This is a genomic window from Klebsiella sp. FDAARGOS_511, assembly GCF_003812845.1.
In the GTDB taxonomy this organism is placed as follows: domain Bacteria; phylum Pseudomonadota; class Gammaproteobacteria; order Enterobacterales; family Enterobacteriaceae; genus Klebsiella; species Klebsiella grimontii.
In genome coordinates, this window is sequence record NZ_CP033824.1 from 4193483 (window position 1) to 4214587 (window position 21105).

The following is a 21105-nucleotide window of genomic DNA, read 5'->3' on the forward strand; positions in this document are numbered from 1 at the left end:
CATCATGAAAAAGATTATCCCTGATATGGTTTTCCAGGAAGAGACCAATGAATGCGGTCTCTCCTGTATTGCGATGCTGGCGCAAACCCAGAATATTCAGTGCTCTCTCCCGGCTTTGCGGGAGATTTTCCCGGCCTCCGACCATGGGACATCGTTAAGCGATTTATCCGTTATCCTGCAACAGCTCGGCATCGCCACCGCGCCGGTGTTGTTCGATCACGATGAAATCCATGCGCTGCCGTTCCCCTCCATTTTGCACTACGGCGCCAGCCACTATGTCCTGCTGGCCTGGCGAAAAGGGGATTACGTCTGCGTCATGAATCCGGCGATTGGCCAGCAGTGGCTGCCTTTCTCGGCGTTGAAAAAAGAGATAAGCGGCTACGCGCTGATCCTTGAAGAGTCTCCCGGCGTTATTGATCAGCAGGCGCCTGTTATTGCCGGCGCGCAGCAGGAGATGCCGCGGGCGATGAGCCTGAAGGAGACCGCGGCGGTGCCGGGCATTTATAAACTGATGCTCTTGACCTTCCTGGTGTCGCTCACGCTGTTTTTAATGCCGACGATGGTCAGCCGGGCGATCAATCAGGCCTTCTCTGACGTTCAGAATACGTCGTTTCCTTATTTATGGTTCATCCTCGCTTTTGTCATCTCCACGCTGTTAGCGCTGGGCGTCAGGGTCATTAGCGAGCGTTTTATCCGCCGCTTTGTCCTGCTGAAGAGCGATATCGGTTTTTCCCGCTTACTCAATAATCCGCTGCATTTTTTTGAAAAACGCGCGCCGGGGGATGTGTTCAGCCGCTTTATCGCCTGGCAGGGCGGGATGCTGCAAAAAATCGAGCTGGATAACGGCCTCCGCTCGGACTGGATCATCTGCGTTATCGCTATCGGCATTATGTTCTGGATCTCTCTGGTGCTGGCGCTGATTTCCGCCGTGGGCATTGTGGCGATGGGGCTGATTAGCGTCTGGGCTATCTTTCGCGACCGCTGGTATACCCAGCAGCTGCAGCTGAAAAGCGCGACGCTGAATGACTTTTTTATGGAAACACTACAGGGCGTGTTAACCATCAAAACCGCCGGGCTGGAAACGCAGCGTAAAGCGCAGTTTGCCCGCCTGTCCCATGACCTTTTCACCTGCCTCCAGCGGCAGAAAGTCTACCAACAGGTCAAAGAGGGACTGTATCAGCTGACCGGCAGCCTTGAGATGGTGGTCTTTATGCTGGTGGTGCTGCCGCTGGTGCACGCCAGGCTTATCTCTCTGGGCGACTTTTTCGCCTATAGCTTTTTACGGCAGATTTTTACCTCCTACGTCACGCGCATCTTCTATGCCGTGATTCGCAAATCACAGCTGCACGTGATCGATACCCGCGCGCAGGGCCTGTTTACCCGCCATGAGCTGGCCGCGCCCCTGTTTGCTTCGCTCAGCGGTGGGACGGTTCCGCGGCTGGCGTTTGAGCAGGTGAGCTTTCATTACAGTCCGCAGCGTCCGGTGCTTAATGCCGTCGATCTCGCGCTGGAGCCCGGCGATCGGGTGGCGATCGTCGGCGATTCCGGCGCCGGTAAAAGCACCTTGCTGCGGCTAATAGCCGGTCTTTTTTCCGCACAGCATGGACGAATTCTGCTGAACGGCGATGAGGCGAGCGCGCAGCAGCTGGCGTCTCAGGTGTGGCTGCAGAGCCAGGAAGACATCCTGTTTAACGCCTCGGTGCTGCAAAACATCACCCTGTTTGACCCGTGGTACAGCGACGGCGATCGCGGGCGGGTGGAAGCCCTGGTCAACAAAATGGCGCTGGGACCGGTGGTTCAGGCGCTGCCGGGAGGGATGGAAGCGCTGATCCGCGAAAGCCATTCGGCGCTCTCGTTAGGCCAGCGCCAGCGGCTGATGCTGGCGCGGGCGCTCTACAGCACCCGACCGATATTGCTGTTCGACGAGCCGACCGCCAATCTTGATGATGAAACCGCGGAAACGGCGATCGCCGCGCTGTGTCAGCACTGCCGCGAGCATGGCAAGACGCTGATCGTGGTGACGCACAGCGAATCGATCCTGCATCATTTCACGCGGGTTTATCGTCTGAATGAAGGCGAGCTGCACGATATCGCACAGGGAGAGGTGGGCCAATGAAGACAGGACTATTACGCCGCCGTAAGACGTGGCTGTTGGCGTTGGTCGCGATCCTCGCCGTTATCGCCGCTGTTTTTTACCCGCGCGCGTTTCCGGCCCAGGCCGAGGCGCTCGATACCGTGGCGCTCGATCGCGGGGATATCGAAAAGGTGGTGCTGGCGAGCGGGATTATCAAACCCGCCGTCCAGGTGAACGTCGGCGCCCAGGTGAGCGGTCAGCTGCGCAAGCTGTACGTGCGACAGGGCGAACGAGTGCGCAAAGGGCAGCTGCTCGCCGAAATCGACCCGACGCTGCAGCTTTCCGACTTACGCAACGCCACCGCGCAGCTGGCCAGCGCCAGAGCGCAAAAGCTGGCGTCCGAGGCCACGCTGGTGCAGTACCGCAAAGCGCTGGCGCGCGAGCGGGCGATGAACCGCGATGGCTCCGGGGTGAGCAGCGATCTTGAGCAGGCGCAGGCGCAATATGCTGCGCAGGTTCAGCAGATCGCGGTCAATGAGGCGCAGATAGTGCAGGCGGAAATGAGCGTGCAGACCGCCAACGCCAATCTCGGCTATACCCGCATTCTCGCGCCCATGGATGGCGAAGTGCTGGGCATCGTCACCCGTGAAGGGCAAACCATCGTCTCCTCGCAAATTGCGCCGACCATTCTGGTGCTCGCCGATCTCGATAAAATGCAGGTCCAGACCCGCATTTCCGAAGCCGATATCCAGAAAATCCATCCGGGACAGCCGCTGTGGTTTTACGTTATTGCCGATCCGCAGACGCGTTACGAAGGGGAGCTGGGCTATGTCCAGCCCGCGCCGCAGGAGGCGCTGGAAGATCAAAACGCCGGCGCTTCCGCCGGCAATCAGCAGAGCAGCGCCATTTACTATAACGGCACCTTTGAGGTGGATAATCGCCAGCGATTGTTGAAAACCTCGATGACCGCCCAGGTGTTTATCCGTATCGCGCAGGCGAAAGATGCGCTGCGCGTGCCGGTTGCCGCGCTGGGGCGTTCGCTCGGCGATGAGCGCTACCTGGTGATGGTGCAAAAGGAGAACGGCAGCGAGGAGCGAACCGTCCGTATCGGGATTAACGACCGCCAGTATGCGCAGGTTCTTGAAGGGTTGCAGCCCGGCGAACGGGTGGTGATCCCCCAGGACGCGGGGTCTGTGTGATGGTTAAGCCGTTAATTATGCTGAACAACGTCACGCGTCATTTTGTTGCCGGGACGCAAATTATTCCGGTGCTGAAATCCGTCTCCCTGACCATTATGCCCGGCGAAATGGTGGCGATTATGGGCGCTTCCGGCTCGGGTAAATCGACGCTGATGAACATTATCGGCTGTCTGGATAAGCCCAGCGGCGGTGAGGTGTATATCAACGACATCGCCATCCACCAGGCTGATAGCGCGGCGCTGGCGGAGCTACGCAGCCGCTGGCTGGGGTTTATTTTTCAGCGCTACCACCTGATGCCTTATTTGACGGCGGAAGAGAATATTGCCATCCCCGCGCTCTATACCGCGATGCCCGTCGCGGAACGCCAGGCGCGCATTGCGCTGCTGGCAGAAAAGCTGGGTATTGATGGGCGCTTACAGCATAAACCCGCGCAGCTTTCCGGCGGCCAGCAGCAGCGGGTCAGCGTCTGTCGGGCGCTGATCAACGGCGCGCAAATTATTCTCGCCGATGAACCCACCGGGGCGCTGGATAGCGTCAGCGGCCGGGCGCTGATGGACGTTCTGCACCAGTTGAACGCCGACGGGCACACGGTGATTATCGTGACCCACGATCGCGAGGTGGCGCAGCAGGCGCAGCGGATCGTCGAGATCAGCGATGGGCAGGTGGTCGCTGACCACGCCTATAGCGCGCGGGATAACCGTGACGTCCAGCGGCTGCCCGCGGTACAGGATAACGGCCGGGCTTCGCTATCGCGCAGTATCGGCGAGTCGGTGCGCATGGCCTGGCGCTCACTGCTGGGGCATCGGATGCGCGCCTTTCTGTCGATGCTGGGGATTATCATCGGCATTTCGTCCGTGGTTTCCTCAATGGCGGTGGGAGAAGGCGCCAGGCAGAGCATCATGAACGAGATCGGCAAGCTGGGTAATACCACGCTTGAAATCCGCCCCGGCACCGGCTGGGGCAGCAAGCGCACGGATATGGAGCGGGCGCTGTCGCTGGACGATATCGCCAGCCTCGGCAAGCAGCCCTGGGTGCTGGGGGTATCGCCGATCGTCTCCAGCATGACCACCGCGGTGCGCCGGGGTTTTGATTCCTCGATTATTCTCTCCGGGGTTTCCGCCGACTATTTCTCACTGCAGGGGATCCGTTTTCTGCACGGCAACGGCTTTACCCGCCGCGATGTCGACGATCGGGAGCCGGTACTGGTGCTGGATGAAACCAGTAAAGAGACGCTGTTTCCCGGCAATGAAGATCCGCTGGGCAAAATTGTGCAAATCGCCGGCGCGCCGTGGCGGGTGATCGGTATCGCCAGCAAGCCTGGGCCGAAGGTGGTCAGCGGATTTATGTCGGCCTGGATCCCCTATACCTCGCTACTGCAGCGGATTTCCGGCGACAAGCCGCTGGAGGCGCTGACGCTGCGCTTTCAGGAAACCCTGTCGCCGCAGGATGCGGCGCGCCGTGCGGAAAGGCACCTTATCCGCGAGCACGGCAAAAAAGATTTCTTTGTCCAGACCGACGAACAGCTCGCCAAAGCGCTGCAAAAAACCTCCGACTCCATGTCGCTGCTGATCACCGCGATTGCCGCTATTTCATTGCTGGTCGGCGGCGTCGGGGTGATGAACATCATGCTGGTTTCGGTAACCGAACGTACCCATGAGATTGGCATCCGGCTTTCGGTCGGCGCGCGCCCCTCGGACATCATGCATCAGTTCTTAATTGAGGCGGTGATGATCTGCGCCCTCGGCGGGCTAACGGGCGTTTTAGGATCCTGGGCCGCCGGCAATCTGTTCGCCCTGCTGACGCAGGAGTTTTCCATGGTCTTCACCTGGCTGCCGGTAGCGATGGCCTGCGGCTTTTCCGCCCTGATTGGCCTGACGTTTGGCTATTTTCCAGCGCGCCGGGCGGCGCGGCTGAACCCTACGGAGGCGCTGGCCCGCGAATGAGACCGCTGACATTATTACCGTTCATTGTATTGCTAACGGGCTGCGGCAATTTGACCCGTAGCGACTATCAGCGCCCGCTGCTGTCGGTGCCGGAAAGCTGGCAGCGGACGGAGGGGCAAAGCAACGCGCTCCCGCCGGAGAAAGCGCCACGCTGGTGGGATCGTTTCGGAGACCAACGCCTATCGCGGGTGGTGGATCAGGTGCTGGAAAGCAACAATGATCTGGCCGCTGCCGCCTTAACCCTTAAACAGGCGCGCCTTTCCGCCGGGCTAACCCAGACCAATATCAGCCCCGACGCGACCCTGAGCGGCACCGGCAGTAACTCAAAGCCGCTGAACAGCGGCGGGTCGCAGGAGAGCTATAGCGCCTCACTGTCCCTGAGCTATGAGCTGGATCTGTGGGGCAAGCTGGCGCGGATCCGCGAACAGAGCGAATGGGAGGCGATAGCCAGCGAGCAGGACTACCGGGCGACGATCCTCTCGACGATTGACACCACCGCGCAGCTGTACTGGAACATCGCGCTGCTGAATCAGCAAATGACCTGGCAGGATGCGAGTCTGGATATCGCCAGGCAGACGCTGGCGCAGATTGAGTCCTGGCAGCGAGCGGGGAAAGTGGGCCTGCTCGATGTGCTGCAGGCGCGGCAGACGATCATCAGTCGCCAGAATCAGCTGCTGAGCCTGAAGCAGCAGCGGGCGATTTCCCGCAACGCGCTGGCGCTGCTGCTCAACAGACCGCCTGCTCAGCACACCGATGAGTCCTCCTCGCTGGATGTGCGTCAGCATATCGCCATTGCCAGCAGCACGCCGCTGGCCGCGCTAGCCAGTCGGCCGGACCTGCAGGCGGCGGAATCCCGCCTGCGGGCGGCGCTGGCGGGCTCAGATGCCGCGCGGCTGAGCTTCTATCCCACGCTGTCGCTGCAGGGAACCCTGAGCGCCGGCAGCCAGATCTTTCACCAGTGGTTTAACGACCCGCTGCGCACCGTGGGCAGCAGCGTTTCTGCGCCCTTTATCCAGTGGAACACGGTACAGCTCACCGTCGAGCAGGCCAGCGTGAAGGTGCAGCAGGAGGCGGTTAACTTTCGCCGCACCGCCTATACCGCGCTATCGGAGGTGGATAACGCGATGGAGAAGCGGCTGAACGCCGATGAGCAGCGCGAACGCCTGCTGCAATCACTGCAGCTGGGCGAACAGCGCCTGGCGCTCACCGGGAGCCGCTACCGCTCCGGAGCGGTGGATTATCAGACCCTGCTGAACGCCCAGGATGCGCTGCTTGATGTACAGAACAGCCTCGCGCAAAACCAGTACGACTATCTTTATGCCACTTTGCAGCTTTGGCTGGCGCAGGGAGGCAATTACCCGCAACAGAGGACATCCCAGAATGAGTCACAGTAACTCCCCTTATCGCGTGGTGATAACCGGCTATGGCGCGGTGACTCCCCTTGGCGATAGCGCGGCCGAAAGCTGGCAGGCGATCGTGGATTATCGACGCGGTTACCGCTATGTGGATCTCTCGGCTAACGGCATTCACACGCATTTCATTGGTCAGGTGGAGAACGAACCCAGCCTCAAGGGCGTACCTGCCGCCATTCGCCGGCGTCTGCCCCGTCACGCGCGCCTGGCGCTGGGCGCCGCGCGGGAAGCGATAGCGATGGCCTTTGCTGGCGAAGCCCCCACCGGCTTTTACGATCCGCTGATGTGCGGCGCCATCATCGGTTCCGGTTGGGCGGGGCTCGATGAAAGCTACCTCGCGGTACCGGAGTTCGAGAAAACAGGCGTTGCATCGCCTTTCAGCTGCTTCTTTTCCATGCCGAACGTGACCACCGCGGCCTGTAGCCAGCTGTGGAATTTACGCGGTTATCAGAATACCCCGGTCGCCGCCTGCGCCACCGGCACTATTGCTATTGGCGAGGCCTATGATGCGATTCGCTTTGGCCGCGCCAGCATGATGCTCGCCGGCGCCGGGGAGTCGTTAAACAGCGTTTGCGCCATCTGGAATATTGATGTGCTCGGGGCGCTGAGCCGGGAAACGGAATCGCCGGAACGGGCCAGCTGCCCGTTTAGCCTGCAGCGCAGCGGATTTGTGCTTTCAGAGGGCGGAGCGGTGCTGTGTCTGGAAGAGCGCGAGAGCGCCCTCGCGCGCGGGGCGACGATCCTGGCGGAAGTCACCGGCTACGCCAATTTTTCCGACGCGGTGGATTTTACCTCCCCGGCGGAAGACTGCGTGGCCCGCGAGCAAACTATCCGTTGGGCGCTGCGCGCCGCGGATCTCCAGCCCGCCGACCTCGACTATATCAACGCCCACGGTACCTCCACGCCGCTCAACGATATTAACGAAACGCGGTCGCTGAAAAAGGCGCTGGGCGACGAGGCGTATCGCATCCCGGTCTCCAGCACCAAAGCCTACTCCGGGCATCTGATCGCCGCCGCGGGGAGCTTCGAGACCATCGTCTGTCTGCAGGCGATGGCGGCGGGGCTCATGCCCGCGACGGCGCATTTAACCCAGCCAGACCCGCAGTGCGATCTCGACTATATCGCCGAAGGGCATCGTCAGGGTGAGATCCGCCGGGCGCTAAATCTGAGTTTTGGTTTCGGCGGCGCGAACGCCGCGCTGGTACTGGAGAAGCACGCGTGACGCGGCTGCGCTATACCCTTGCGGACGCCAGGCAGTGGGCGGCGTTTTCCGGCGACGATAACCCCATTCACTTCGACCTCGCGGCAGCGCGCGCGATGGGCGACGGCCGGCTGAGCGTCCACGGCATGCGCGCGCTGCTCGACGTGAAGCGCGACGTCCAGTTGCGGCTGACGAACCCACCCTCCGGTCCTGAACGTTACCTGAAATGCGTGGTTCGCCTGCGCAGGCCGCTATGGTGCGATAGCGACTGGCTGCTAACACCCGGCGCCGCGAAAAATCGCGTCTTGTCCGCCGCGTTGGTCAGCAGCCCGCAGGATGATGAAGTCTGTTTGTCATGCCAGATGAGCCTCGCCGCCGGGCCGGAATCGCTGGTGGGTAAGCAGCCCAGCGGCGTTGCGCCAAAGACGCTGCTCGCGTTGCAGTCCCACTTCAACAGCACATGGCCCGACCTGGCGCAGTGGCAGTTTCTTGACGCGCTGCTGTTTCGCCAGCTTATTAACGATCCCGCGCTGCTGCGTCAGGAGAACATCGCGGCCCTGCTCGGGCCCGGGGAAACCTCATTGCAGCAAATATTTACCCGCTATCCGGTGCTGCAAACCCACCAGGAGGTGGTATTCGATGCTCGTCTTGCGGGCAAAGCGACGCCGATCTGGCCCGAATCACTATCGCTCTGGCTGCTGCCCTCGCTGGTGGTCGGCCAGGTTGAGCAGGGCGCGCTGGTACGCATCGCGGCGGCGGCGCAGTTGGATAATCTGATAATGACCAATATGGTCACGCTCAAAGTTGGCCCAATGACGAATTGATAATTAAGGATAATTTATGATTGCCTATGATGATGTTCTACAAAAAGTGTGTGAAATGATTTGCGATGCGAAAGACCTGGAACCGGATGAGGTGGATGAGAATACGCCGCTGGTTCGGCTGAAGTTGGACAGCCTCGACTACGTCGAGCTCATGGTGCTGGCAAAACGTGAATTCAATATCACCCTGGAGGCGGACTGGTTTATTCACAATCCAGGGATAACGCTTGGCGAACTCTGCCAGCACATCAGTAAAGAGTCAGGCAGCTAATATGGCACAAAAATGGATACTGATTACCGGAGGCAGCCGCGGCATCGGTCGGGCGCTGGTCACCGGCCTGGCGCAAACCTGGAACGTGGTATTTACCGGACGCGATGAGGAGGCGATGAACGCCACCCTGGCGGAGTGTGAAAATTCAACCCACCGGGTGCGGGGATACGCCTGCGACGGCAACGACGAATCGCGGGTGGAGCAGCTTGCGCAGACGCTGCTGGCCGAGCGGGGGGCGCCGGAAGCGATTATCCACAATGCCGGGATAGCTCGCGACGGCCTGCATATTCACCAGAACGCCGCGCTCTGGCGCGAGGTTTTGGACACCAATGTGATCTCAATGCTGAACTGGAACCGGGTGCTGCTGCCGGCGATGCTGATGCAGCGGCGCGGCTCCATCGTGATGATGTCGTCGGTCAGCGCGGTAAAGGGCAACGTCGGCCAGACGGCGTATGCCGCGAGTAAAGCGGCGATGGGCGGCATTGCGCGCTCGCTGGCGCTGGAGGTTGGGCGCTTCGGTATTCGCGTCAACTGCCTGGCGCCGGGCCTGATTCGCACGGAAATGCTCGAAGAGATACCCGCGCAAAAATTAAAAGAGATGCGCCAGGCGATACCGCTGCGCAGATTGGGCGAAACCCACGATGTGCTGCAGGCGGTGGCGTTTTTAATCGGTGAGGGGAGTCAATATATGACCGGGCAAACCCTGGTTCTGGACGGCGGATTGAGCGCCTGAGTCGTGCGATCAGACCGTTTTAGCCTCTAAACGGAGTGAGTGAGTTGCGCAATGCGATTCACTAACTTTTTTATTTCGCCCGCGGTAGCACGGTAGATCTGAATAATCTGTGAAGAATATTGCGCAATCAGAGACAACATCAACGGGGGAATTTCCTCTCCCGGATTATTTTTAATTAACTGCGCCAGCGATTTCTCTTCCGCTTTTGGCCCATTGAGCGCATGGACCACCCGTCGACTTACCGCAATAAGCATGGCTTCCGGTTGCAGGGCTTTATTATGCCACTGCGCCGACGCGGGATCATTTTGCATGGCCAACCACTCAGAAATATCATCAATACCTTCAATGAGATAAAAATAACGCTGGGCTTTATCCGATGACCCCACCCGCTTTGGCGGCGGGCTATGATCCAGGCAGGAAATATTATGCAGTAATCCGCCAATCTCTACTTTTAGGGCTTGCGTGGCGCTCATCTCCATTTTTGTTGCCAGATAACCGGCAATATGTCCGACGGCCGCGGAGTGCCACGGCGTCTGCTGGCTGAACTGATCGATAATAAAAGAGACCAGCTCGGCAATGTCGCGAAGGTTGTGCAAAGAGAGCGTGTCGTTATGGACGCCGGAGATCGCTTTAATGTAATCGCGATAGTCGGTGGAGGCCATAACCGACCAGAAATAGTCATCGGCGGAGAGGATTCGGAAGGCCTGAATATATTCTTGCTTATAGAGAGTGGGGGCGCCGGCGGCGGCGATGTCGACCAGCCTTTTGCTTAATAATGGGATATGTTCGGTGCGGTGCTGGCAATACAGAACATCCAGTCGGTCCGCGAAGAATAACAAATGGCTCTCTTCGGGCACCTGCTCGCCTTCACTATAATGCCCGAGACCGTTGCGCCAGTGGGTATGGTGATAGCGAACGATTTTGTTGAGCGGACGAAACAGCGGAATGCGGCTAAGTAATTCGCTGCCGATGAGCGCATGATGGTTGTCTTCGTTATCAATATAGTTAAGCGGTTCAAGACGCGATTTTTCATTTAATCCTCCGACATCATGAATGAGCGCCGCCAGAATGGTTTTACGCCGCTGGGCCGCAGAAAAATCGACTAACTTAGCCAGATGCGATGCGATAAACGCCGTTCTGACATGGTGCAGATTGAGCCGGGGGTTAATCATATCAATGATATTCGCGATGCTGCCTAAGGTTGGTAGTAAATGTATCGTCATGATATCGGCATAATTAAAATTAATGAGTTGAATCTCAATCAATGATTGTATTCTGACGCTGGCAACCATATTGTGGGAACGTTTGATTGCCGAATAAAATAATATCATCATTAACGTGATTGATATAGATGATTTGATCATTAGTTTGGTTGCCAAAGAGATTTTGCCGGGCGATATTTTCAGGCGTATTGTCGGCGTGATGGCGAGTGATTTGCGAATCAATGATATAAAAGAGATGACTGGTCGCGGTGGTTCTTTTTAATGTGATAGCGATGGTGCGGGAGACAATGTATTTATCGCCATTGCTGGTGAGCAAACCCTCAAGGCTGATTAAAATACGGTTATTAGAAAGCTGGGCGGATAGCAAGCCCTGTGAGCGGAGAATATTCTCATTTATATCCTCAGTGAGATCGTACTGTGATTTACAGGAAAAGGTGTCATGGCTGTGGATATCTATATAGAGGGACGCAGCGAATACCAGCGTCAGGGCAGTGGCCAGAAATATTACAGCGTATTTACGCATTTTTTATTTCCTTATAGTAGTAACTGTGGCATTGCTGGTCCTTCATATCACATTTGAGGATGAATATATCCATATAAATACCTAAACCTTGTTGCTGATTTAATTGTCGGTTGAAAAGGTAGATTTTCTTAGGCGTCGAACAATCAAGCCCAGAGGGGAACAGTTTTTTATTGCTGAGTATTTCGTGCGTGCGCTGGGTGCCAGAGCCATAAATAGTACATTTATCCTGGATGAAAACCAGCGTAGAGGGCTGTTTTTTAAACATAAAAAAAGATGAAAGCAGCAGCAGGCCTGTCAATGCCAGGATAAAAGATATGACCGCTTTGCGATGCTGCAATAGCAAACTACGCTGGGGCAGTTCGGCGGTAAGCATCGGGAGCGTGAAGGAGGATGAATAATCATTATCGCTGGTGATAATGACTTCCTCAGAAATCTTAAAGCCGATTCGCGGTACCGTAATAATCACATTTTTCTCAATGCCCAGATCGGCAAGACTACGACGCAGCGTTGAGATGTATTGATTAAGATTGCTATTTGAGGGCCTGGCGCCATATTTCTCAAACACCGACTGAAAAATATCAACGCGAGAAATAATATCCCCTCGGTACTGTAACAGATTGGTAAGGAGGCGAGTGGAAGTCGCAGAGAGTTCAATACAATCACCGGTCAGCAGATTGACCAGGGATGCTTCCTCAGTATCAAATGTAATAAATCCCTCTATATCGAACCGCATTTTTATCTCCGCACGGAATTAAAAATTCACTCTTTATACCAGGGTTTTTATCATAAAAAAAAGTGAATTTCAGATAAATGTACTGTTTAAGTTGAAATTTAAAGCTAATGTTGCCGTTTTCGTGGGGTCAATCCATACTGCTGTGTACTGAATGACAGAAGGAGCTGACTCATGAAGATTTCATTTTCATCCTGTACCCCACATTCAAATCAAAATTCTGTAACCGCAGTTGAGAGTTTGCGCTCATTGATGAGCTCAATGGGCATCAATAAATTCTCCGGGGTCGTCGTACCAGAGCAGGAGTATATTCTTTATGTTTTAAAAGAACATGGACCTGAGGGGTTGCTTACTCGGGAATTAGCGGACAGGTGCGAAATGTCAATATATAAAGTCAGACATTTACTACTGCCGTTGGAAAAGTTTGGTCAGGTGAACAGGATAAAAGTTAATAAGCATCATAAATGGTATTTTTATAATAAAAATGTTGACTAATAGGCATACTAACAAGAGGCTATGATGTTTGCAATAAATATAGATCTCTTAGGCGTTTTTTTTAATTTTTTATGATTTTTGAGAATTAATATCTCGCAAATAACAGAGAATATTCTTAATGATGAAAATTTCGTAACTCTTAAAAAATCTGCTGCGCTATCCGCAGGGTGATAAGCAATTATCCTTAATGACAGATAAATCTTATGCGATGTTTGTAAGCGATGGCCAGCGCCGGGGATAGCTGCTTTTGTTGAATAAATAACCTTTTTGTTAAATAAGTGTTAAGTTTGCGGTGTGCAATCTGCGGCGGCGTACGTCGGGAGTGTATGGATAAGGCGGTGGGGAGTAAGCAACGGATGTACAGAATAATCGCAGAGCGTGGGCATAAAATATCGGTGTCGTCTGCGCGACGCTAGCCTGTTCATTTTGCGCCGCGGTATAAACGACTTTTTTGCTACACGGACAAATACCGGTGGTAAAAGAGAAATAGTGTGATCAACTTCAATAATATTCATCGTGAGTTAATGTTCTTTTGCCAGCTTATATTGTTGTGAGGTTTAGTGATGTCATTAAATTTGCGGGTGATGATGTCCAGTATGCTGGACAAAGCTGATGGCAAATGTGCGATGGGTTAATTAACTGAGATTGCGTGCAGGGCAATTAGGGCGTTATTTGATATTAAATAATAAAACGGCTACGTCAGTCACGTTACTGTAGGGCTAAATATTATGGTTATCAAACACTCAGATTGAGGGAAGCACGCATGGCTTACAGAATGATTTTAAACGAAACCTCTTATTTTGGTCCCGGCTCGATTCGCTGTATTGTCGATGAAGTCAAAAAACGCGGCTTCAAAAAAGCGCTGGTGGTCACTGATAAGGATCTGATTCGTTTTAACGTTGCGACAAAAGTCCTGGCTATTCTCGACGGAGCCGGGCTGCCTTACAGCATTTTTGATGACGTTGTTCCGAACCCCACCATTGAGGTTGTGCAGCAGGGCGTAGAGACGTTTAAGCAGTCGGGCGCCGACTACCTGATCGCCATCGGCGGCGGATCACCGCAGGATACCTGTAAAGCAATAGGCATCATTATTAATAACCCCGAGTTTGCCGACGTTCGCAGTCTCGAAGGCGGGGCCGATACCAAAAACGCCGCCGTACCGATGATCGCGATCCCAACCACCGCCGGTACGGCGGCGGAAGTGACCATCAACTACGTGATTACCGATGTCCAGAACCGCCGCAAATTTGTTTGCTATGACCCGCACGATATCCCGTTGGTGGCGATTATTGACGCCGAAATGATGGCCAGTATGCCTGCCAGCCTGAAAGCGGCGACCGGCGTCGATGCGCTGACCCATGCGATCGAAGGTTACATTACCAAAGGCGCATGGGAACTCACCGACATGCTGCATCTGAAGGCTATTGAGGTGATTGGCCGCTCGCTGCGCGCTTCGGTACAGGGCGACGCGCAGGGCGCGGAAGGCATGGCGCTGGGGCAATATATTGCTGGGATGGGCTTCTCAAACGTCGGTTTGGGGCTGGTCCACGGCATGGCCCACCCGCTGGGCGCATTTTACGGCACGCCGCACGGCGTGGCCAACGCGGTGCTGTTGCCGCATATCATGGCCTATAACGCCGAATGTACCGGCGAGAAGTATCGTGATATCGCTGTTGCACTGGGTAATCAGTCGGCGGCAACGATGCCGATTGACGCAGCGCGACAGGCGGCGATAGAGGCGGTGGCGCAGCTGAATCGCGACGTGAATATTCCGGCGCGTCTGCGCGACGTGGGCATGAAAGAAGAAGATATTGATGCTCTGGCCGCCGCGGCCCTGGCGGACGTATGTACCGGCGGCAATCCGCGCGATACCAATCTGGAAGAGATTAAAGCGCTGTATCGGCAGATCTTCTAATTTGCCAATCACAACGAAGCCGGTAAACGTATCGGCTTCGTTGTTTATAAAGGAACGTTTTCACAGGACGGGCAGAGCGTTAGCCGCCGTCGGCACAATCATTTCCTCGGCTCACGGCGCCAGATAGACCTGCGGAACGGCCGCATCGGGATGTTCGCCTGTGCTGACCTCCGCGCCGTACCAGCGGCTGATAATCGGCTGCTGGATCACTTCCTGCGGCGTGCCCTGCGCCACCAATTTCCCCTGATGCAACAGCAGAATCCGATCGGCCCACAGCGCCGCGAGGTTAAGGTCATGCAGCACTATGCAGACGTGCAGGCGGCGGCTGCGGGTCAGGCGTTTGAGCAAGCGCAGCAGGTGCTGCTGGTAATAGAGATCCAGCGCTGAAGTGGGCTCATCGAGAAACAGCCAGCCCTCGGGCGCGCCATCGCGCCACAGCTGCGCCAGACAGCGGGCCAGCTGCACCCGCTGCTGTTCGCCGCCGGAGAGGGAAGGGTAGCGTCTCCCGGCCAGATGATCGCAGCCGGTCTCTTCCATTACCCGGCGGATCATCTCCTCATTTGGCGTGCCGCCCCACGGCGAGCGGCCCATGGCGATAACCGTTTCGATCGGCCAGTCGGCGTGCAGCTGGGTTCGCTGCAGCATCACCGCCCGGCGACGGGACAGCGCCTCTGCCGACCAACTCTCCAGCGGGCGGCCTTCCACCAGCCGTTCGCCGTCGTCGGGGGTTAAAAAACCGGTCAACAGGCGCAGCAGGGTCGACTTACCGGCGCCGTTGGGGCCAATCAGCGCCGCCATCTCGCCGCCGCGGAGCTGGAGCGAGACATCGTTAACAATCTGGCGGTGACCCAGACGCAGCGACAGCGAACGCGCGCTATAGCGGTTATCCATGCGTCTCTTTCTCCCGACGAAAAATCAGCCACAGAAACCACGGCGCGCCAAGTACGCTGGTCAATAGCCCGACCGGCATCTCCGCGGGAGCGGCAACGGTGCGCGCCAGCGTGTCGGCCAGCAGCAGTAGTATCGCGCCGCACAGCAGCGAACCGGGGACCAGGCCGCGATGGTCCGGCCCCAGCCACATCCGCATCAAATGCGGCACGACCAGGCCGATAAAGCCGATAATCCCGCTGATGGCCACTGCCGACGCCACCAGCAATGCGCTGCACAATAGCAGTAGCCGCTGCAGGGCGCGAACGTTGACGCCCAGATAGTGCGCCTCTTCATCGCCCAGTTGCAGCAGGTTAAGCCGCGAAGCCATCGCCCACACCACGAGGGAGGCCGGGATCATCAACGTGGCCGCCACCAGCAGCGTCGACCATTCCGCCTGCCCGAGGCTGCCCATACCCCAGAGGGAAAGCTGGCGCAGCTGAGTATCGTTGCTGATCCACGCCAGTACTCCGACCAGCGCGCCGCACAGGGCGTTAATGGCGATGCCGACCAGCAGCAGGCGCGACAGCGAGGCGTCTCCCGCCCGGCTGAGGATAAAAATCACCACCATCACCGCCGTGCTGCCGATAAACGCCGCCAGCATCGGCGCGTATAGCGCCACGATCAGCGGCACCGACAGGGGCAGCACCAGCCAGCAGGCCACCGCCAGCGCCGCGCCGCCGCTGATCCCTAACAGTCCCGGATCGGCGAGGGGGTTGCGAAACAGCCCCTGCATCACGCAGCCGGAGAGCGCCAGCGCGGCGCCGACCAGCAGCGCCAGCAGCACACGCGGTAGGCGAATGGTCAGCCAGATGTTCCTCAGGATCTCATCGCCGGCGGGCAGCAGGCTGGTCAACGGCAGGCGCATGGCGCCCAGGGTCGTAGCGAGCAGCGTCAGGATGACCAGCAGCAGCGTCATTAACCACAGATGACGGGCAGGGCGGGAGCGCATCAGGGCAGTTGCTCCGCTTTTTGCCGCAGCGCGAGCACCGCCTGCGGAGTGCGCGGACTAAAGCCGAGCAGGGCCATATCATCTATCACCAGTACCTGCTTATGGCGTCCCGCAGGCGTCTGCGCCAGCCCGGGCAGCTTCCATAGCCCCGTTTCGCCGCCCATGCCTTTCAGCCCATCGGCGGAGATCACCACCAGGTCCGGATTACTTGCGATAACGCCCTCCTGCGACATGCTGCGATAATGGTCGAAGCTCTGCATGGCATTTTGCAGCCCGGCCGCCCTGATTGCGCCATCCGCCGCGGTTTGTTTCCCGGCCACCATGGTATTCATACCGCCGTGGCTGAGAATAAACAGCACCCGCTTGTTCACGGGCTGGGAAGGAATTTGCGCAATCTGCTGATGAACCTTCTGGCGCAGGGCGTTACCTTCGCTCTGCTTACCAAGGGCGTCGGCAATCACGGCAATTTTTGTCTCGATAGCCGGAAGGTCGTAGCCGCCCGGTACGTTGATTACCTTAACCTTATTCTCTTCAACCTTTTTCAGCACCAGCGAGGGCTGCGCCTGGGCGCTGGCCAGCACCAGCGTCGGCCGCAGGGAGAGGATCCCCTCGGCGCTCAGCTGGCGGATATAGCCGACATCCGCCAGGCTCTGCGCGGCGGCAGGCCAGGTGCTGGTGCTGTCTTTCGCCACCAGTTGCTGCTGGGCATCAAGCGCATAAACCACTTCCGTGACGTCGCCGCCGAGCGAGACAATCCGTTCGGCGGCGGCGCTGGCCAACAGCGGGAACGCCGCAAGCAATATCAGCCAGCGCTTCATACCAGTAGCCCTTCGGTGGTCAAACGATCAACCTGCGCACGCCACTGCGCCTGCTCCGGGTGGCCTTCGCTGCGTTGACCGAACAGCTGTGCGATCTGCGTGCCGTCTTTGGCGAACAGCTCGACGCTGGTGACGTGGCCATCAGAGGTCGGTTTGCAGGTCACCCAGATCTCATCCACGCTCTCCTCGCGCAGATGCAGGGTAAACGCGGTGTTGAAGATATTCAGCCAGCCGCGCATCGGGGCGACCTTTTCCAGCGCGCCGGTGAAGATCTGCACGCAGCCGCGGTTGCCGACAAAAATCATGATCTCGTTGCCATCCTGGCGGATGGTTTCCAGCAGGCCCGGCAGCGTCCGGGTGTCAATGCGGCAGGCGAGGTCGTCGCTGACCAGGCGGAAAGCCTGCTGGCGCGACAGGTTATATTTTCTCAGCAGGCCGAAGAACTGGTGAACGTCGGTCATGGCGCGCCATTCGTTTTCCAGCGCCTCGCCGTCGGCGGAATCAGCATATTTCAGCGGAGCGGCGGGGCGAATCGCCAGCGGGGCAGGCGATTGCTGCGTATGCTCGGCAATCAGCGCATCCCAGGCCGCCATGTCGGTATTCCCGGTGGTGTAAACCTTGAGCAGCGCGTCGCCGTGCGGATCGAAGAACTGGATGCTCTGGCGGCCGTTGTCGTTCAGGCGAAAAGCGCTGGCCCACTGGCTGAGAAACAGGCGCAGATCGAGGGCGCGCGGGTTGAGCACCAGCCCGGCGTGGCCGCTCAGATGCTGATGGGTAAATTCGCCAACCTGCTCATGCACTGCGTATTCGTTGCGGCAGATGCATTTGGTTTCCCCCACGGCTTCGAGCGCCGTCAGAATGGCGCGGGCATCGTCCCGCAGACGTACGGCATCGTAGCCCTGGCGGGCTTCGGTCAGTTCGGCTTCGCTAATCCCCATTTCGGCGGCGATATCCCGGGCGTATTTCGCGGAAGATTGCGCTTTCGTGGCCAGATAGCGCTGCCACAGCGGGAGATGTTGCGCTTGGGTGTTGTGCATAATTCACATCCTTCTCTACGATGAGTTTCCCCGGCGCGCGGCCGGGGAGCAGGTTTCTTATTATTGGCCGGTCAGAAATCGACGTTAACGCCCAACTGCCAGGTGCGGCCAGGCATCACCGCCAGCGCTCTGTCGTTGGCGTCCTGATTCGTCGCCGTTTCGATATTGCGGCTGCTCAGATAATCCCAGTATTTACGGTCGGTAATGTTGTATACGCCGCCGTTGACGCGCACGTTCTTCGCGACTTGCCAGTACGCGGTCCAGTCCAGCATGCCGTAGCCCGGAACGCGCATATATTCGCTGGTCGAATCGGTAATCGCGGAGCCGGAGTTGGTATAGCTTTCACGGTTGGTGGCGGTGGCGCGCTTGCCCTTAACAAAGGTGGCGGTCAGCGCGGTGCCGTACACTTTTGCCGGATCGTCCCACGCCACGCCGACGATGGCTTTCATTGGCGCGACGCTATCAAGGTCGACGTACTTATCGCCGCTGTAGCTGGATTTCGATTGCCCTTCACTATAGCCGTAAGCGAGGGTGGCGCTCAGGCCATTAACTTCTTCAAACCAGCTGCCAAAGTTGAATTTAGCGCTGATTTCGCCGCCGTAGATATACGCTTTATCGCGGTTTTCCGCCTGGTAAATGGTGTAGATGTTCGACGGTACGTTAGTGAACTGCGCCGGATTATTGGCGCGGGTGTAGCGCGTATAGGCGATAAAGTTCTTATAGGTGTTGTAGAACAGCGCGGTGCGCATGGTGATGCCTTCCGCCACTTCGCCCTTCATCCCCCACTCAACGTTATCGCTGGTTTCGGTTTTCAGATCGGTGTTGCCGATCAGCGCATACTGGCCGCGTCCGGCGTAGCTGGAGCCGAGGTTCCACGAACCGTACAGCTGGCTGGCGTTCGGGAACTGCGCGCCGCGCTGATACTGCAGATAGGTCATCAGGCGCGGGGTGATATCGTACTGCAACACCAGCGACGGCAGCGCCTGGGTATCAGCGTTCTTACCGTACAGATTTGACACGTCGGAACCGGTCAGCACGCTGCTATTATTTGCCAGATCGGAGACGTTCTCCGGCCTGGTCGACTGATGCATCACGCGAATGCCCGGGATAACCGCAAAGTTATGCTCGTCGAGGTCGAAATTAATTTTGTCCTGCAGGAAGCCGGCGACGATATAGCCGCGGCTGTCGGCGTCCGGTTGCATGATCTGGCTAAAGGCGCTCGGGGTGGGCGACTGGGTTAACGGACGCTGGGTTTTGGTGGTGCTGGCGTTAAAACCGGCGCTCAGATCGTGGCGGCCTATCGATTTCGCCAGCGCGCTCTGAATGCCCCAGGTGTCGGTATCGTAGTCGGAGCTCACCGTTTGCATTGCGCGGGTGATGCTGTCCGGCATATAGGTCCAGTCATGGGCCTCGGTATGCTGGTAGTAGACCTTGGTCGATACGCTGTCGATATAGTCGTTCATCGGCGTCCAGTCGTCCTTCAGGCTCAGTCCCCAGCGGCGGGTCTGGCTGGTCTGGTTTGACGTGCCGATAACGCTGTTGCCGCTGGAGTCCCAGGCGTCATAATGCGTGTGGTTCGTTTTATGGTAATAATCGAAGGTGCTGGTGAGCTTATGTTCGTCATTCGGCTGCCAGATCCCCGAGGCCATAAAGGCGTTGGAGTGCCAGTTTGCCGGATAGGAATCAACGGTCCCGCTGTTATTCTCCGTCTCCTGACCGTCGCGACGGCTGTAGACGAAGATCCCGCGCAGGGTCTCGTCGCCGCCGGCAACGGTGACGCCGTTGTGCCAGCTGCGATCGGATGAGTCATAGCCGCTGCGGTAGCCGAAGGCGCTGGTTTTGCCCGGATGCAGGTAGTCATCCGCGGATTTCGGACGGAAAGAGACGTTGCCGCCGATGGCGCTGTTGGCGGTATCGGTTGATGTCGCCCCGGACTGAATATCGATGCTGCCGTACATGTAGGGGTCAATGTAGTCGCGGCCCATACCGAAGGTATTGAGGCCCGCGCGGCTGGCGTAGCTGCGCCCGGTGGCGTTCGGCTGGGCGATGCCGTCGACGTCGATCCCGACGCGGTTGCTCTCCATGCCGCGTATGTTGTAGCCGGTATAGCCGCCGCGGTCGAAGCCGCTTTTGCCGTTGCCGGAACCGCCGCTGGCGCCGGTGGCGCTAATGAGCGGCTCGTAGCGCATGATGGAGCCAAAGTCGTTGGCCCCTTTATCCTGCAGCTCCTGAGCGCCGATCGAATGTTCGCTGCCCGCTTTCAGCAACGGCGCCGGCGCGGTAACGGTCATCCGTTCCGAGCTGTCATCAGTCGATGCGCTGCTGGTGGTTTTCGCGGTGGTATCAGCCGCCCCGGCGGAAGTCTGATAAATTGCTGTAAGCAAAGAAGTCACCAGCAGGCTTTTCTTGAACCATGCTGTTGATTGAGTGGAGTTATACATAGTAGCCACGCCTTAATAATTATTAGAACCTATCTCATTAGGGCTATTTTGCTTGCCATTTTGAACCTGGGCAGTGCTCAGACAAAACTCATAGAGTTTTGAACGCCTTCAGGGCGGCCCGAAGGGGGAGCGTAGCGAATAATCCTCACGTACTACGTGTACGCTGCGGTTCTTCCGCGCTGGCCGTGTTCAAACTGTCTGCGCCAATGACGCCTACTGGGATAGGTTTTGAGTATTGGCTCACGCGTTACTTCCAGAGTGCAGGTGTGTCCGGTTATTCCGTTACTGGACGTTTTTTTTCCATGCTTATTGATTGCGAATGGTAATGATAGGTATTATCGTTTGCAACAAAATAATCATGTTATCTTCAATTAATCTGCAAGTTGTTTA

18 protein-coding genes are annotated in these 21105 nt (G+C 57.4%); 10 read left to right on the plus strand and 8 right to left on the minus strand.

Annotated elements, in window-relative coordinates; genetic code table 11:
- Positions 1-4 precede the first annotated feature (4 nt).
- Genes EGY08_RS21290 through EGY08_RS21325 form a run of 8 tightly spaced genes read left to right on the plus strand, consistent with a single transcriptional unit; the run spans position 5 to position 9654 of the window.
- Complete coding sequence (locus EGY08_RS21290; RefSeq protein WP_123828876.1) at positions 5-2116, plus strand: peptidase domain-containing ABC transporter; 2112 nt, start codon at positions 5-7, stop codon at positions 2114-2116.
- Complete coding sequence (locus EGY08_RS21295; RefSeq protein WP_004124205.1) at positions 2113-3273, plus strand: efflux RND transporter periplasmic adaptor subunit; 1161 nt, start codon at positions 2113-2115, stop codon at positions 3271-3273. The genes EGY08_RS21290 and EGY08_RS21295 overlap by 4 nt, the downstream gene beginning before the upstream one ends.
- Complete coding sequence (locus tag EGY08_RS21300) at positions 3273-5216, plus strand: ABC transporter permease (protein WP_123828877.1); 1944 nt, start codon at positions 3273-3275, stop codon at positions 5214-5216. The genes EGY08_RS21295 and EGY08_RS21300 overlap by 1 nt, the downstream gene beginning before the upstream one ends.
- Positions 5213-6610 carry a TolC family protein gene (locus tag EGY08_RS21305; RefSeq protein ID WP_123828878.1) on the plus strand — a complete coding sequence of 466 codons (1398 nt, stop codon included), beginning with the start codon at positions 5213-5215 and terminating at the stop codon, positions 6608-6610. Before EGY08_RS21300 ends, EGY08_RS21305 begins: the two co-directional genes overlap by 4 nt.
- On the plus strand, positions 6597-7850 hold the full coding sequence (locus tag EGY08_RS21310) for a beta-ketoacyl-[acyl-carrier-protein] synthase family protein (RefSeq protein ID WP_004124198.1): 1254 nt from the start codon (positions 6597-6599) through the stop codon (positions 7848-7850). Before EGY08_RS21305 ends, EGY08_RS21310 begins: the two co-directional genes overlap by 14 nt.
- Entirely contained in the window at positions 7847-8653 is an 807-nt protein-coding gene (locus EGY08_RS21315) for a MaoC family dehydratase (RefSeq protein ID WP_004124195.1), read from the plus strand. The genes EGY08_RS21310 and EGY08_RS21315 overlap by 4 nt, the downstream gene beginning before the upstream one ends.
- A 16-nt stretch (positions 8654-8669) precedes the next feature.
- On the plus strand, positions 8670-8921 hold the full coding sequence (locus tag EGY08_RS21320; RefSeq protein WP_049115106.1) for an acyl carrier protein: 252 nt from the start codon (positions 8670-8672) through the stop codon (positions 8919-8921).
- A gap of 1 nt (position 8922) precedes the next feature.
- On the plus strand, positions 8923-9654 hold the full coding sequence (locus EGY08_RS21325) for an SDR family NAD(P)-dependent oxidoreductase (RefSeq protein WP_123828879.1): 732 nt from the start codon (positions 8923-8925) through the stop codon (positions 9652-9654).
- 26 nt (positions 9655-9680) lie between these two features.
- Here EGY08_RS21325 and EGY08_RS21330 read toward each other — a convergent pair whose 3' ends face one another.
- Genes EGY08_RS21330 through EGY08_RS21340 form a run of 3 tightly spaced genes read right to left on the minus strand, consistent with a single transcriptional unit; the run spans position 9681 to position 12133 of the window.
- Positions 9681-10946, minus strand: a complete 1266-nt coding sequence (locus EGY08_RS21330) for an HD domain-containing protein (protein ID WP_123828880.1) — start codon at positions 10944-10946, stop codon at positions 9681-9683.
- A complete protein-coding gene (locus EGY08_RS21335; RefSeq protein ID WP_123828881.1) occupies positions 10912-11400 on the minus strand; it encodes a hypothetical protein in 489 nt (162 codons plus the stop codon). Before EGY08_RS21335 ends, EGY08_RS21330 begins: the two co-directional genes overlap by 35 nt.
- A complete protein-coding gene (locus EGY08_RS21340) occupies positions 11393-12133 on the minus strand; it encodes a winged helix-turn-helix domain-containing protein (RefSeq protein ID WP_004124188.1) in 741 nt (246 codons plus the stop codon). The genes EGY08_RS21335 and EGY08_RS21340 overlap by 8 nt, the downstream gene beginning before the upstream one ends.
- 171 nt (positions 12134-12304) lie before the next feature.
- Between EGY08_RS21340 and EGY08_RS21345 the strand changes: the two genes are divergently transcribed.
- Complete coding sequence (locus tag EGY08_RS21345) at positions 12305-12625, plus strand: FaeA/PapI family transcriptional regulator (protein WP_004124187.1); 321 nt, start codon at positions 12305-12307, stop codon at positions 12623-12625.
- Between the two features lie 763 nt (positions 12626-13388).
- Positions 13389-14540, plus strand: a complete 1152-nt coding sequence (gene fucO, locus EGY08_RS21350; protein WP_087829831.1) for a lactaldehyde reductase — start codon at positions 13389-13391, stop codon at positions 14538-14540.
- A gap of 111 nt (positions 14541-14651) precedes the next feature.
- On the opposite strand, the gene EGY08_RS21355 is transcribed toward fucO, so the two are convergent.
- From EGY08_RS21355 to EGY08_RS21375, 5 genes are all read right to left on the minus strand, one after another.
- A complete protein-coding gene (locus tag EGY08_RS21355) occupies positions 14652-15431 on the minus strand; it encodes a heme ABC transporter ATP-binding protein (protein ID WP_087829829.1) in 780 nt (259 codons plus the stop codon).
- Positions 15424-16419 (minus strand): FecCD family ABC transporter permease, encoded by a 996-nt coding sequence (locus EGY08_RS21360; protein ID WP_004124183.1) that lies wholly within the window; start codon positions 16417-16419, stop codon positions 15424-15426. Before EGY08_RS21360 ends, EGY08_RS21355 begins: the two co-directional genes overlap by 8 nt.
- Positions 16419-17237 (minus strand): heme/hemin ABC transporter substrate-binding protein, encoded by an 819-nt coding sequence (locus EGY08_RS21365; RefSeq protein WP_049115738.1) that lies wholly within the window; start codon positions 17235-17237, stop codon positions 16419-16421. The genes EGY08_RS21360 and EGY08_RS21365 overlap by 1 nt, the downstream gene beginning before the upstream one ends.
- Positions 17234-18274, minus strand: coding sequence for a hemin-degrading factor (locus EGY08_RS21370; RefSeq protein WP_123828882.1), 1041 nt, complete (start codon positions 18272-18274; stop codon positions 17234-17236). The genes EGY08_RS21365 and EGY08_RS21370 overlap by 4 nt, the downstream gene beginning before the upstream one ends.
- Before the next feature lie 71 nt (positions 18275-18345).
- On the minus strand, positions 18346-20715 hold the full coding sequence (locus EGY08_RS21375) for a TonB-dependent receptor domain-containing protein (protein ID WP_004124176.1): 2370 nt from the start codon (positions 20713-20715) through the stop codon (positions 18346-18348).
- Between the last annotated feature and the right edge of the window lie 390 nt (positions 20716-21105).